The 14,336-nt window shown below is 38.3% G+C and carries 9 protein-coding genes; 1 reads left to right on the forward strand and 8 read right to left on the reverse strand.

What is annotated here, in order from left to right:
- Positions 1-33 precede the first annotated feature (33 nt).
- From ORI89_RS00475 to ORI89_RS00485, 3 genes are all read right to left on the reverse strand, one after another.
- The gene (locus ORI89_RS00475; protein ID WP_268228455.1) at positions 34-3,660 is read right to left on the reverse strand and encodes a SusC/RagA family TonB-linked outer membrane protein; all 3,627 of its coding nucleotides are present in this window, start codon (positions 3,658-3,660) and stop codon (positions 34-36) included.
- Positions 3,661-3,757: 97 nt separating this feature from the next.
- Positions 3,758-4,846, reverse strand: coding sequence for a FecR family protein (locus ORI89_RS00480; protein ID WP_268228456.1), 1,089 nt, complete (start codon positions 4,844-4,846; stop codon positions 3,758-3,760).
- Between the two features lie 102 nt (positions 4,847-4,948).
- Positions 4,949-5,455 (reverse strand): RNA polymerase sigma-70 factor, encoded by a 507-nt coding sequence (locus tag ORI89_RS00485; protein WP_268228457.1) that lies wholly within the window; start codon positions 5,453-5,455, stop codon positions 4,949-4,951.
- 515 nt (positions 5,456-5,970) lie between these two features.
- Between ORI89_RS00485 and ORI89_RS00490 the strand changes: the two genes are divergently transcribed.
- On the forward strand, positions 5,971-7,086 hold the full coding sequence (locus ORI89_RS00490) for an alpha/beta fold hydrolase (RefSeq protein WP_268228458.1): 1,116 nt from the start codon (positions 5,971-5,973) through the stop codon (positions 7,084-7,086).
- Positions 7,087-7,214: 128 nt separating this feature from the next.
- Here the strand turns inward: ORI89_RS00490 and ORI89_RS00495 are convergent, their stop codons facing one another.
- The 5 genes from ORI89_RS00495 to ORI89_RS00515 form a co-directional block, all read right to left on the reverse strand.
- The gene (locus ORI89_RS00495; RefSeq protein ID WP_268228459.1) at positions 7,215-7,901 is read right to left on the reverse strand and encodes a lipopolysaccharide kinase InaA family protein; all 687 of its coding nucleotides are present in this window, start codon (positions 7,899-7,901) and stop codon (positions 7,215-7,217) included.
- A 59-nt stretch (positions 7,902-7,960) separates the two neighbouring features.
- Positions 7,961-8,230, reverse strand: coding sequence for a hypothetical protein (locus ORI89_RS00500; protein ID WP_268228460.1), 270 nt, complete (start codon positions 8,228-8,230; stop codon positions 7,961-7,963).
- A gap of 125 nt (positions 8,231-8,355) precedes the next feature.
- Positions 8,356-9,795, reverse strand: coding sequence for an efflux transporter outer membrane subunit (locus ORI89_RS00505; RefSeq protein ID WP_268228461.1), 1,440 nt, complete (start codon positions 9,793-9,795; stop codon positions 8,356-8,358).
- Between the two features lie 32 nt (positions 9,796-9,827).
- Positions 9,828-12,980, reverse strand: coding sequence for an efflux RND transporter permease subunit (locus tag ORI89_RS00510; RefSeq protein ID WP_268228462.1), 3,153 nt, complete (start codon positions 12,978-12,980; stop codon positions 9,828-9,830).
- Between the two features lie 58 nt (positions 12,981-13,038).
- A complete protein-coding gene (locus ORI89_RS00515; RefSeq protein ID WP_268228463.1) occupies positions 13,039-14,208 on the reverse strand; it encodes an efflux RND transporter periplasmic adaptor subunit in 1,170 nt (389 codons plus the stop codon).
- Positions 14,209-14,336 lie beyond the last annotated feature (128 nt).

A 14,336-nucleotide genomic window follows, 5' to 3' on the forward strand; every position in this document is an offset into this window, starting at 1 on the left:
CTGAATAAGGTTATTATATATTTTCATAATTATCTAGAGGGTAAGGTTTACACCAAATGAATAATATCTTAAGGGCGGATAGCTATTCGCGTTAGATCCAAATAGGCCTGGCATGCCAGACTGTAAGAAGTCAGGATCATATTTCATTGCCGATTTATAATATATAAACCCAAGATTCTCTCCGCTAAAATATAGGTTGGCTCTTTTTAATTTTATACGTTCTAACCATCCGGCAGGTAAGTCATAGCCTATTGTAATATTTCTTACTCGCAGGTGAGCGAGGTTTAACGAATATTGATCTGTTGCTAAGCCCCTTCCTGTATTAAAAGCGGGGAAATGAGCCCCCGTATTGTCAGGGTTCCAATAGCCCAATTTTGTACTTTCTTTAAATGCTGGTGTGTAAAAATAAGCAGTTCCCCCACTACCTGCACTAGTACCCCAAACCCAATCAGAGCTATTATAAACATTCCACTTCATAACCCCTTCTAGAATAGCGGAGAATGAAATATTATTCCAAGAAAATGAAGTATTTATAGCAAAACTTTTTCTGGGATAGTTAAAGCCATTCGTGACTTGATCTCCTCTGCTGTACCAAAAACCGCCATCGCCAGCGTTAATATATCCATCTCCGTTTAAATCTTGGTACTGCAAATAGCCAGGGTAATTATACGTCCCAGTAAGTGTTCTACCGTCTAGGTCAGCTGTATTCTGCGCCACACCGCCTGACTTATAAACAAAGTTTTCTCCAAATAACTGACCAGGTGTCCATGTTCCCCCTCTAGCTCCAGTTGCATTTGCATTATACTTGGTGACATAGCCTATATAATCGCTGAGATGAAACTTCACATCATAACGTAATGGCTTTGTAGCCAAATTAAACGAATCATTCCACCCGATACTTAGCTCCCAACCTCGCGTTTCTGACTCGGAATTATTTAGCTGGGGAGCAGCCGTTCCTAATACTTTCGGCAAGGGGTTTGCAGGCCCCATTTGATCAACTATAGTGCGCTGGTACCAATCGTATGTTAGGGTCAAGCGATTGTTTAAAGCTGTTACATCTACTCCAAAGTCCAACACACGAGGTTTAGCCCATGTCAACGAGGAGCTTACTAGACCCGGCGGGTATCCTGCAATTACGTAATTCCCTCCTAGTAGGGTCGTTTTATTAAGACCTACGTCTAGCGTAGGTAAATAGGTGTAGTAATTACTTGCACCAACGGAGCTTAAATCGCCGGAGTTGGACCAAGACCCTCTAATTTTGAATTCAGAAACCCATTCTTTTAGTGGCCAAAAATTTTCTCTACCTGCATTCCAAGCCCCTGAAACCGATGGAAAAAAGCCCCAGCGGGAATCCGCAGCAAAGCGCGAACTAGCATCTCTTCTTCCCGTAAACTTAATCATATATCGCTGATCATAGTCGTAGGTAGCTACCCCATAGAAACCTAGAGTCGTCCATTGATACATACGATCTCTGGTATCGGGGTTATTTGCGGCAGCACTTAAAGCTTCGATTACATCTTGATCAAACAGGTCGGTTTTACTCCCCGTCAGAGACTCAAATCTATTATCTTCTGCTTGCATACCTACCTGTGCAAACACATTATGCTTATTTGAAAACGTTCGCTGATATTGTGCGTTTATTTTCGCAAACTGATAGTTTTGCACCCCCCTTGTTTTAGCGATACTATTTACGTTTGCCGAGCGGTTGTTTTGAATTTTTGTACCGTCAGGCAATTCGGTATATACAATTTTATCTACTTTAGAATAAGCAGTATTGCTTGATCGCCAAGTATAATCTCCATTAATTTCAAAATACTTTATAGGCTTTATTGTCGCTCCGCCAGTTATTACTGTTTCATCACGCTGATTCTTGATAAGACCTCCCTCTCCTAAAATACCGGCGGCTCCTAATATCCAAGAGTACGCATTTCCGGAAGGCACCCGTAAAGGTGTGGAGAAATATTGATTCATACTTCCGAAAATATCGCCGTAGTTAGCTATTGAGTTACCGCTAGCGGCATCGGTAGCTGAGTTAGCTCTATAGTTTGCACCTTGATTTTCCTGACGTACATAATTTATATCGGTGCGTAATTCTAGCCAATCATTTACCTTATAATCTAGGCGAGTTTTAAAATTATAGCGTTTATTATAATTAAAACCTCCTCTAAAAAGTCCATCCGTATCTGTATATCCCAAGCTTGAAAAATATTTTAACTTATCAGTCCCCCCATTCAGACTCAAATTATGCTGACTACTGATCTCTGTATTTTTAAGATATTCTTCAAATAACTTGGTTGTAGCAAAGGATTGCTCTCGCGTCCAGTTTTTATATGCCATATCACCACTAGGAAATTGACCGTTCTCTATATACACTTGTGCTTGATCTCCGAAACGTTCTCTAAGTTCATCAAAAGCTGCATTTCCCCAGTCTTTGCGTAACCACGCCTTCATACGCGCTATCGTAATCGCATCAATCTCGTCAACACCAGTTCCGTCGGGTCTTCCATTTTTAGCCGCTAGATTAATATAATGTGCCCATTCGGGAGATTCAGGCTGGGTAGGTTTCATTACCATTTTACCAATCTTCATCGTACCCGAATAATTCACGGTCGTAGCTCCTGCTTTACCACTTTTAGTCGTGATCAGCAATACTCCATAAGGTGCTCTGGAACCATATACAGCAGAAGATGCGCCATCCTTTAAAAGTGATATACTTTCTACATCGTTGGGATTAACATCCTGAATAGGTCTTTCTACTCCATCAACCAAAATCAATGGCGAGGCACTACTATTAATAGACGTAAAACCTCTAATATTAATTGTAGGGTTTCCTTCGGGTGAACCACTCGGCATTTTTATATTAATACCTGGCGCAATACCACGCAGTCCTTCAGTAACAGATTTGATAGGGCGGTTCTCTAAGACTTCTCCACCAATAGTCTGCACAGCATCCGTCAAACTTCCTCTTTTGACTTTTCCATAAGCCGTAACGACCACATCATCTACATTAAACAAGTCTTCCTGCAAAGTAACACTCATAAGAGCTACATTTTTAACCAATTTATTAACAGACTGATACCCTACAAATCGAAATAACAATTCGTCTCCTATCTCTGCATTAATGCTAAAAGTTCCATCACTAGAAGTTTGCTGAACACTTTGCTTACCTTTAATAGACACTGTGACGCCAGCTATTGGTTTTGAGCTTGCATCTTGAACTCTTCCTTTGAGGAGCTCCTGCTGATTACCCATAGCTAAGTATTTTTCATTATTATGATAAGTAGTTGAACCCTTAGGTTTATCATTTCTACGTTTTATAATAATGGCTTTATTTTCCATAGTATACTCTAAACCATACTTAGGCAACAAATCATTTAAAACTTTAATTAATGCTTCTTCTTTAAAATCAACATTTAATAGAATATTGTTAATATCCGAAGATTTAGAAACAACATCGTAATTGGCTTGATTTTTTATAGCTCGAAAAAAATCGGACATTTTCACATTTTTCCCTGAGTAGCTAATAACTTGACTGCGTACTCCGCCAAAAGAGCTCATAGTCAATACTAAAGTAAATAGCACAGTAAATTTCATAGCTAATAAAAGTTGTTTTGGTGGATATACGCCTGCACTCCTCCAAAACATTTTAGGTTTTTTCATATATTTGAATAGTTATTAAATAATTTTCTGTTTATTTATTAATTACATTTTGCCGGGGAATGGCCGTTCCTCGGCATATTTTATCGTCATTTGTAGTTTATTTCTGAACTATTATCCTCCTTCCTTCTATTTTAAAGTGAGCTGTCCCTGTTAATTCTATCATTTTTAACACTTCATTTATATCCCGGTATTTTGATACTGTTGCCCATATTTTTTCTTTTTTAACATGATTTTTGAATTCTACGTCAACATCGTACCAATCGGCTATCTTTTGCATTACATCCTCTAGAGGCTCATCATTAAATAGAAAATAACCTTCCTTCCATGCCAAAAAAGCATCAGTATCTACGCTTATAACTGGTTTATCCACACCATTTTCGGTAGTTAACTGTTCTCCGGGCTGTAGTTTGACCGCACCATTTCTCAGCGACACGCTTCCTTCAATTAAGGTGGTTTGGCTATGACCTACAGTGGTCTTGACATTAAACGCAGTTCCTAAGACTCGAATATTTTGTTCATCTGTGTGTACTAAAAAAGGTTTATCCTTGTTATGCTCAACCTCAAAATAAGCTTCCCCCTGCAGCCAAACTTCGCGTTCTGGACTGTTTAAAGAATTAAAGAATTTCAGAGAAGAATTTGCATTTAAATACACTTTTGTGCCATCAACAAGGACTATTTTAAATTCTCCACCTCGTGGTGTAGAAATTTCGTCATAACTTAATACTTCAGTACCATTTCCTTTCCCTTGATAGCTAACGATTCCTTCGCCTGATTTATAAATAGTAACTCCATTCATAACCAAGCTGTCATTTTCGCTTACACTTGTAAGATCAACAACTTCACCATTAGCGAGCACAAGCTTAGCTTTGTTTCCACCCATTACAATCTTATCCTGCTCATTAATTCTATCGAAACGGATATAATAAACCAAAGTGAACAAAGCAACAAGCAGAACTGCCGCAGCTGCATACCAATATTTCCAGCTTGGACGCAGGTCATTGGCCCCAGCCACAGGCTTAAAGGTTTTCATGGTTGCTAGATCTTCCTTCAGTTCGGCTATACTTATTTGAGCAGCAGATTTTTTCTGCGCTTCTTTTAGATACCAATTATCCAGTATAGCTTTCTCCTGTTCAGAGATACTTCCTTCTTTAAGTTTGTGCAGTAATTTCTGTAGATTATCATCCATAAAAACAAATACTTCTATAAAGAAGACGGGAACTCTTAATAAAAGGATGACAAGAATTTAAATAAATTTAAAAGAGATAAAAGAAAATCTTTAATCTGACTATTAAAGAAAAAAATGGACAAATTTAATACGTAGCTTTTTTAAAGCTCTTCCGATATGGGTTTTAACCGTATTTACGGATATATTCAATGTTTCAGCAATCTCAGCATGGCTTTTTTCCTCCATACGACTCATACGAAAAACTATAGCCATTTGCTCTGGTAGCGTCTTGATTTCGTTTTCTATCTGACGCATGAGCAGTTCTTCCCGAGCGGCAGCATCATGTATCAGCTGATAAGCGCCATAATCTATTGTAGATTCAAATTTACGCACTGTTGCTTCATGCGCATAGATATCCAGTATCTTATTTTTTACAGCCTGAACTAAGTATGCACGAATACTCTTTTTGACAACAATATCAGCACGCTTACTCCAAGTATGTGTAAAAACTTCTTGAACAACGTCTTTAGCAGTTTCCCTGTCGCCGAGCATTTTAAAAGCATGTAGATAGAGAAAAGGATAAGTTTCTCTATACAAAACATCAAATTCAGTTTTAGATTTTGGTAACATTGGTAAAACAATAGTATGGTCGTATCTTAATACTAATCGGTTTTGATTTTACATTTCCGCAATGTACTTATTTTTTTATTGAGACTTCGCATTTATTGACACAATTAAACTTCAAATGTTTACATTTTCTAAATTAAAAATCAAAAATAAAGGTTTAATTATAGCATATGTTAACTTAAGTATTAAGATTTCGTTAATAAAATAGTATATTCTTTTCTGCTATGGTTATAGTTAGAGACAAAAAACAGCTAAACAATAATAAATTTCTATATAGCAGATAAACTTTACCGTATCATTAGCAAAAGTATATTATTGATAATAGAGGTTTTTTGTAGCTGAATAACTAGAAGAACATCACACTTAAGTAAATATTTAATTGCTTTGGAAGCCCTTGCTCTAAAGATTCCTTCATAATCTATAACTTTAGCAAAAGATAGAGCTGCTACTATACTAGTATAATGCACAATGATTAGTTTTCGCTAGCGCTACTACTTAATAGTATTGTAAAAGTTCGAATGAATAAAAATATAACAATTAAAAATAACAGTACGTTTGTTTCTTCTTCAAGTATCAAGTATTTCTTTTTTTTCTTTCTACTAACGAATTTTATAGCTAGCCCTCTTTTTGCTCAAAATGAAGAACAGCTTTTGAAAGACAATTTTAAATCCGCATTGAATAGGTATAAAAGTTTTGAGGATGAACATAGAAGACATGCTAAAGTAAAAAATGTTTCACTTTCTTATTTGGAGTGGGGAGATAAAAGAAATACAAAAAAAGTACTCGTTTGGCTACATGGTAGCCTAAGTAATGCTTATGAATTTGCGCCATTTGCAGATGAGTTTGTGGCTAAAGGTTACCGTGTTATCTCCATAGATCAATACAATACAGGAGCAACTCCTATCCCGAATTTTGACGCATCATTTGATGATTTGAATGATGACATAAAAGCTTTGCTAGACCTATTGAGGATTAAAAAAGTAACTATGGGCGGATTTTCCCGTGGGGGCTTTTTAGCCACAAGCTTTTATGCCAGATACCCTAGCTACTTAAATGCGCTGATACTAGAGGACGGCGGCTCGGTAGCTTTCGGTACCAGCTACTACAAATTGAACAGAAAAGAGCTTCAGAAAAAACTGCAGCAGGTAAATTTACCGCAAGAAATTGAAGATAAATATTTTGGTTTTTATAACGATCCGTTTCATGCGTATTGCAACCTCTATGATTTTGAGACCAAAGGTGATCAATTTGAAATATTAAGCTACCTGAGACCTAGGGAGAACAAATGGATTACCTATCGTGGCCTTCCCGAATATTATCACATGAAAGATAGTTTACAGATGGCAGAGGCTCTTTTTGGTTCTCCAAAAGTGAGCGACTATGCTTCATCGATCATAAAAATAGATCCAACAAAAGTGTTTAGGAACCTGTCTATACCCGTTTTGATATTAGACGCGAACTCTCCGACAGACCCAACACCAGTACTTACAGAGAACAAACTATTAGCAGAAGCTCATCCCACACTTATTAAATTAGTAGTTTTTAACGACGTAGACCACAATATACATTATGCGTATCCAAATGAATTCAAAAAAGAAGTTAGTGCTTTTCTAGATAAGGTTTATAGCCGGTAGGACTTCATTTTGTACCCTAGCATGAACAATAATCACAGATCTAGATAAACACTTATTTAATATGGAGCTAAGTCTAATGGTAAATCAATTGATTCTTTTAACAGTGTGCAACAATTAATCTAATGATTCTATTTTTTTCCAGCCTTATTCCGGCATTGTAGCAGACGATCAAAGAATTCACTAGGGTTTTGTTTTGTTAGCAAGGCATATTCCGTAACTACAGCTATATATAGATCGAGCGAGATCGACATACTTGCCATATTTTTTAATACTCTATTTTTAGTTTGCGGCTGAAATTTTATATGTATAGTATCCGACAAGCAAAACTCAAATCCCAAACCAACACGCTTACATAGAACATTACTCATATTTAAATTCGTATGAAACACGCCTTTACTATGTAACATGTGTAGGAAAGTTGCAAACTCAGTAACTAGATTATTCTTTTTGTGAGGGTTTAAATATTTTATCACTTCAGCAATGGGGCGATAATCAACTAGGCAAGTTATTAGAAAAGACTTAGCCTGCTTCAATGCTATTTTTTGTTCGATATAACCGACCGGTTGAGGGACCAAAACATCTCTTTCCATTAGCTCTAACGCATTTTCATAAGCCACTTGTGCTTTAGACCTACCTAAATAACAATATCGAAGACGGTTGATAAAAGTCATTCGACCAAACGCCGTCACCATAAGCTTAAAGCTATCAACTGAATAAGCTTTAACCTCATCAGCACTGGAGCGTAAGGGCTCTCCAAATTGTTCAAAATAATTAGGTATACTCAGCACATCTTTACGAAGCTGCGAAAAATTCATATGTAGATAAAAATACGTGCTCATTAAATCCTAAGTCAGTATTAAAATATACACTTAAGCTACTGTGTTGGCTTACTTGTTGCATAAACCCCTATATCTGCTGTAGAAACCACATTTTCCAAATACTCTTGCTCGTCAGATACATCAATCAAACTATTAGTTATATAGACCTCTTTATCGAGTTCTTCTAATTTTAGTGCCATTGAGTTTAATACTTCTAAATCATCGCCTACTAAAACAAATCGAGAGTACGTGTTTAACCAGAAAGGCTCAACAGCAACTTGTTGATGATTAGCCGGACTGTAAAGAACAATTGCTTCAGAATACATAATATTTGTTGGTTAAGTTAGTGTTGTGAAACATAATGATTTTGATTAGGCGTGAAAGTAAAAGCAATACTGAGCTAGAGAGAGCACGCACGATCTACCCTAGCTCAGGGATGGTCAGCAACCCCTTACTGCCATCCTCCACCAAGCGATCTATACAAGGTGGTTATTGCACTTAATTTTTGTGCTTTTATAGTTGCTAAGTCCAATTCGGCTTGCAGCTTATTATTTTGAGCCATAATCACGTCCAAATAGGTAGCCATGTCTTGTTTAAAAAGCTTAGATGAAGACTCAACAGCCTCTTGCGAACGACTGACAAGACCAATTGTAATATGTTCTTGTTCGTCTAAAGACTCAATAGCCGCTAAAGCATCCGAAACCTCGCCTACAGCCTGTAGTACCGTTTGCTTAAAGCCGAGTTCTGCCTGCTCCATTCTGACCTTAGACTGCTCATACTCTGTCTTAAGCCGCTTATTATTAAATATTGGCTGCGTTATTGAGCCAGCGACCGTACCAAAGAGAGCTCCTGGAATAGAGAACCAATTGCTTGCTTTAAATGCGTTTAAACCACCTTGAGCAGTAATACTTAAAGCTGGGTACATATTAGTTTTCGAGACATGAATCCCGGCAAAAGCTTGACGTACTGCAAGCTCGCTGCTCTTCACATCAGGACGATAGCTTAACATTTCTGCTGGTACACCAATTGCATTATAGGCAGGTGTTTGCACTTCAGTGAGCTTTTGTTCGCGAGCTACACGATCTGGCATTTTCCCAACGAGCACACTCAGTCCATTTTCTTGTGTTGCGATAGACTGTTTAATAACAGGAATAGTTTTCAAAATTTGATCTCTGGTATTTTCCTGTTGTTGTACTGATAAAGTTGTCGCCAAACCTAGACGTTGTTGTACCTTAATCATATTTAAGGTATTATCTATCAATTCTAAGTTCTGTTCTGTAATAGTCAACTGCATATCCAGCATCAATAAGTTATAATAACCTAAAGATATTTGTGCAATCAACTGTGTTTGAACAGCCTTAGCAGCTTCTTGGGTTTCTAAGTAGCTAGCAAGTGCCATTTCCTTTATTCCCCTTATTTTCCCCCAAATATCTGCCTCCCAAGAAATCGATACCGCCGTGGTGTAATCTTCGACATATTTCTTGCCACCTGCCATCATCATACCATTGGTACTCTTGTCGGAAGGCCTATTAATAGAAGCATTGGCTAATGATAAATTTACAGTAGGCACATTGCCCCATTTAGATTGATTGTAAGCAAGTGAGGCAATATCAATTTGCTTTAAAGCAATCTGTAAATTATTATTATTCTTTAACCCTTCTTCAATTAATGCAAGCAAAGTCGGATCGTTGAAAAAATCAGTATAGGGTATCCGAGCTATGCTTTCATCATTTTCTTCAAGTTGGAATAAAGAGTCTTGCGCTACTCTATAATTTTCAGGAAGTTGCACAGGAGTCTGTGCATACTTCCCTACTCCGCAAGAGTTTAATCCTATGAGGACAGCCCCTGCCAACATGAACTTATATAATGGATATCTTAATGTATTATTCATTATTTTTTAATATTATTCTCTGTTCTGACCTATTACTTCTCTAAGTGCTCGTATTCCCAGTCACTCTCTTCTATCGGCTTACCACTAACACGTTCTTGTATATATTGAAAAACAACAAAAAGAAATGGAGTAATAAATACACCTAAAATAGTTCCGAATATCATACCAAATACAGCTGCATAACCAATCGAATGGTTACCGATAGCAGAAGGGCCCGAAGCAAACAATAGCGGCGTTAGACCAGCAATGAAAGCCAATGATGTCATGATAATAGGACGTAGGCGCGCCTTGGCCCCTTCGACGGCAGAAGCTACCAAACTTTTACCTGCGCGTCTCCGCTGTATAGCAAATTCTACAATCAGAATAGCATTTTTTGCTAACAAACCAATCAGCATGATAAGTGCTACTTGCACATATATATTGTTAGAAAGACCAGCAAATGTAACCCCTACAAAAACTCCTAATAAGCCCGACGGCACACTCAGTAAGACTGATAAAGGTAATATGTAACTCTCATACTGCGCTGACAACAAAAAGTATACAAAGAGAATACAAAGAGAAAAGATGATGACAGTTTGCCCACCTGCTGCTTTTTCTTCTCTCGCCATACCTTTTAAATCATAGGTAAAGCCATTCGGCAATGCCGTCGTACTCATTTCTTCCACAGCAGCCATGAGCTGCCCTGTACTATATCCTGGCGCCGCCATTACAGTTATACCAATAGAGTTAAATAAGTTATGATGATCTACAACTTCTGGCCCATTAGTAGGCTCTAGCCTCGCTACAGAACTTAATGGCACCATACCTCCTGTCGCATTCTTCACGTTAATGACATCCAGTGAAGCTGGATCATTACGGTATTCAGGACTAGCCTGCATAACGACACGATAATATTTACCAAATCGGTTGAAATCTGAAGCCTGCATACTACCGTAGTAGCCCTGCATAACACTCATAACATCCGATACACTAACCCCCAATTGCATGGCTTTAACCTCGTCTACAATTAGCTCATATTGTGGATACGATGCATTAAAACTAGAGAAAGCAATCATAACTTCGGGTCGCTGCATCAGCTCGCCAATAAAGCCGTTGGACACTTCATTAAATTTAACTAATGAACCAGCTGTACGATCTTGTAAAACCAGTTCCATTCCACTGACATTACCAAATCCTGGAACAGTAGGCATACCAACCACAAAGAATGAAGCTCCCTTGACTGAGTTTACAGCTTGCTGCAACTCTGCATTTATCTGATTAATATCCGAGACTTCGCCACGATCTTTCTGATGCTTAAGCTTAACCATGATTGCCGCACTAGATGAGGACACACTAGTATTCATCATGTTTAATCCATTAATAGAAACAACATCCGTAACTGCTGGGTTTTGTTCAATGATTTTGCGTGCTTCCTCTACTACCTCAGTTGTTCTGGATAGAGTTGCTCCTGGAGGCAGGGTTACCATAGTCATTAAAAATGATTGATCTTCATCAGGGATAAAGCCTGTTGGAGTAGATCTAAACATCCAGAAGAACAAAGCTAATATGATAGCAAATCCACTAAAAGCAACTACTTTATGCTTGATAAGAAAGAGTACAGATTTACCATAGCGAAAATTCATTCGGTTAAATCCTGCATTAAATGCTGTAAAAAACCGTTCTTTGAACCCAACCTTTGAACCATCTTCTTTTTCTTCATGCTTTAAGAAAATCGCACATAGTGCAGGACTTAAAGTTAATGCATTAACAGCCGATATAATAATAGCGATAGCAAGAGTCAGAGCAAACTGCTGATAAAACACCCCTACGGGGCCATCCATAAAAGCAACAGGAACAAACACTGCAGACATAACAAGCGTAATAGATATTACAGCACCTGTAATCTCACTCATCGCTGACATCGTAGCTGCAGGAGCTTTCATCTTTTTTCGCTCCATCTTCGCGTGCACAGCTTCCACAACAACAATAGCATCATCCACAACAATACCGATAGCCAATACTAGAGCGAAAAGTGTAAGCAAATTAATGGAAAATCCGAAAATCTGCATAAAAAAGAACGTACCAACAATGGATACAGGAACCGCTATAGCAGGGATTAATGTCGATCGAAAATCTTGCAAGAAAATAAAGACAACGATAAAGACAAGAAGAAACGCTTCTATAAGTGTAGTGACTACCTGGTCGATAGATTGATCTAATGACTCCTTAGAAGAATAAAGAATTTTATAATCTATCCCTGGAGGAAAAGAGGCGGAAAGCTCTTCTATACGTTTTTGTGTTGCAATTTCAATTTCGTTTGCATTCGACCCTGCCATTTGGTAAAGAGCGACCATCACAGCCCCTTTGTCTCCAAATAGCGTATTAACGTTATAATCGTATGATCCAAATTCTACTTTAGCGACATCCTTCAACCGCAGCATACTACCGTCGCTATTGGCCCGAATTAGAATATCTTCGTATTCTCTTGGTTCTGTATATTTACCTTTATAACGAATGACATAATCGAAAGCTTCTTTACTATTCTCTCCGAAACGACCTGGAGCAGCTTCGATATTTTGACGCTGAATAGCCCCTCCTATCTCTTGAGGTGTTATATCATAAGCCGCCATCTTTTGAGGATCAAGCCATACACGCATCGAGTAATCTTTGTTACCAAAAACCTGCGCATCACCCACTCCCTTAATACGCTTAATCTCGGGAACCACGTTTATTTTGGCATAGTTCTCGATAAAAAGTTCATCTGCCGATCCATCCTCGCTATATAGAGCAATCATGGATAACATACTATTCTGTCTCTTCAAAGTAGTAATACCGATTTGGTTTACTTCTGCCGGCAACTGACTGACAGCCTGAGACACCCTGTTCTGGACGTTAACAGCGGCCTGATCCGGGTCGGTGCCCAATTTGAAAACCACCGTGACCTGTAGCATTCCATTACTAGAAGTGGAACTGATATAGTCCATATTCTCTACGCCATTAATTGCATTCTCTAGAGGAGGCGCCACCGAACGCGCAATTACTTCAGCACTTGCTCCCGGATACATTGCAGTCACAGCAACACTAGGAGGGGCTATTTCGGGGAATGAAGTGATAGGAAGGCCTATCATCCCAACGATTCCAAGAACAACCAATATAATAGAAATCACGGTAGCTAATACCGGTCTTTTTATAATCTTTTTTAACATGAATTATTAAATTTGATGTGAGAAATTCTAAATCTCAATTGATTTGTCTTTCAACTTACTATCCTCCTTGTTCTATGGCTGTAGAATCTTCAGAATTAGATACAGAACTTCCTATAGGAACAATCGGCATGCCTGGCTGAACACGCTCAAAACCTGATGCAATATAGCTTTCTCCAGTACTTAGCCCAGCAGAAACCATATAGTTGGTACCCGACTTTCCTAAAACAGTTATTGGTTTCTGAACAACTTTATTCTCTTTATCCAAAGTAAAAACATAGATCTTATCCTGAATACTCATTGTTGAGGAAATAGGTAACAATAACACATCCTGATGACGTTCTTCTAAAATAACCTTACCTGTATTTCCGGCACGTAAAGCTCCTTTTGGATTATCAAATTTAGCCCGAAAAGTCACCGTACCAGTTGTGGCATTAAAACGTCCATCGATTGCATCAATCCGCCCCGATTCTTCATATATTTCACCATTCGCTATCATAAGATTGATTTGCTCTGCATTCTTAATTTTCTCCTCAATTGTATTTCCTTCGTACTTATTTTGAAAGGCAATAAAGTCAACCTCACTCATATTAAAATACACGTTTACCTGCCTAGAATCTGAAAGGACAGTTAATGCTTCAACAGCCGAAGGACTAATCAAACTACCCAAACGATAAGGAATTCGCCCTATGTAACCGCTTACTGGCGCTTTAATTGCAGTAAAATCAAGGTTTATTTTAGCCGATTGAGCTGCGGCTTGTGCCTGTAGTAGCGCAGCCTCAGCAGCATCGTAGCTCGCTTGCGCTTGTTGTAACTGTAAATCAGAAACTATGCCCTCTTTAACCATTTCTCTACGACGCTCTAGATCAATATTTGCATTGACCAGGCTTGCCTTGGCGACCGAAACAGCAGCTTTGGCTGTATTATATTGTTCTAAATATGGACGATCATCGATTTTAAATAAGATCTGGCCTGCTTTCGCATAGCCACCCTCGTCAATAAATACCTTTTGGAGATAGCCCGACACTTGGGGCCGAATTTCAACGTCAGTAACCCCTTCAACGCTTGCCGGGTATTCTCGCGCGACAACACCTTCCCCTTGTTCGACCTCAGCCATAGGCAGCTCCATAGGGGGCATTTGCATCGCTTGTTCTCCGCTTCCACATGCAGATAAAAAGAGTAACGTAGTACTCGAAAAAATTAATGTGTGTTTAATGAGAGTTTTTTTCATGTTCTTAAAATTGCCTTTTCTTTTTGACTATTCATATACATTAGTCAAAACAAACGTAGACAAAGGTAAGACGAGAACAGGGTAAATGGCAATGTTAAAAAGGAACACTTTTATGTCAAAAAGACGCT

The sequence above is a fragment of the Sphingobacterium sp. UT-1RO-CII-1 genome (assembly GCF_026711005.1).
In the GTDB taxonomy this organism is placed as follows: Bacteria; Bacteroidota; Bacteroidia; order Sphingobacteriales; family Sphingobacteriaceae; genus Sphingobacterium.

Coding starts and splice junctions, on each gene's coding strand:
- ORI89_RS00475 (WP_268228455.1), bottom strand. CDS start 3,660: ATGAAAAAACCTAAAATGTTTTGGAGGAGTGCAGGCGTATATCCACCA.
- ORI89_RS00480 (WP_268228456.1), bottom strand. CDS start 4,846: ATGGATGATAATCTACAGAAATTACTGCACAAACTTAAAGAAGGAAGT.
- ORI89_RS00485 (WP_268228457.1), bottom strand. CDS start 5,455: ATGTTACCAAAATCTAAAACTGAATTTGATGTTTTGTATAGAGAAACT.
- ORI89_RS00490 (WP_268228458.1), top strand. CDS start 5,971: ATGAATAAAAATATAACAATTAAAAATAACAGTACGTTTGTTTCTTCT.
- ORI89_RS00495 (WP_268228459.1), bottom strand. CDS start 7,901: ATGAATTTTTCGCAGCTTCGTAAAGATGTGCTGAGTATACCTAATTAT.
- ORI89_RS00500 (WP_268228460.1), bottom strand. CDS start 8,230: ATGTATTCTGAAGCAATTGTTCTTTACAGTCCGGCTAATCATCAACAA.
- ORI89_RS00505 (WP_268228461.1), bottom strand. CDS start 9,795: ATGAATAATACATTAAGATATCCATTATATAAGTTCATGTTGGCAGGG.
- ORI89_RS00510 (WP_268228462.1), bottom strand. CDS start 12,980: ATGTTAAAAAAGATTATAAAAAGACCGGTATTAGCTACCGTGATTTCT.
- ORI89_RS00515 (WP_268228463.1), bottom strand. CDS start 14,208: ATGAAAAAAACTCTCATTAAACACACATTAATTTTTTCGAGTACTACG.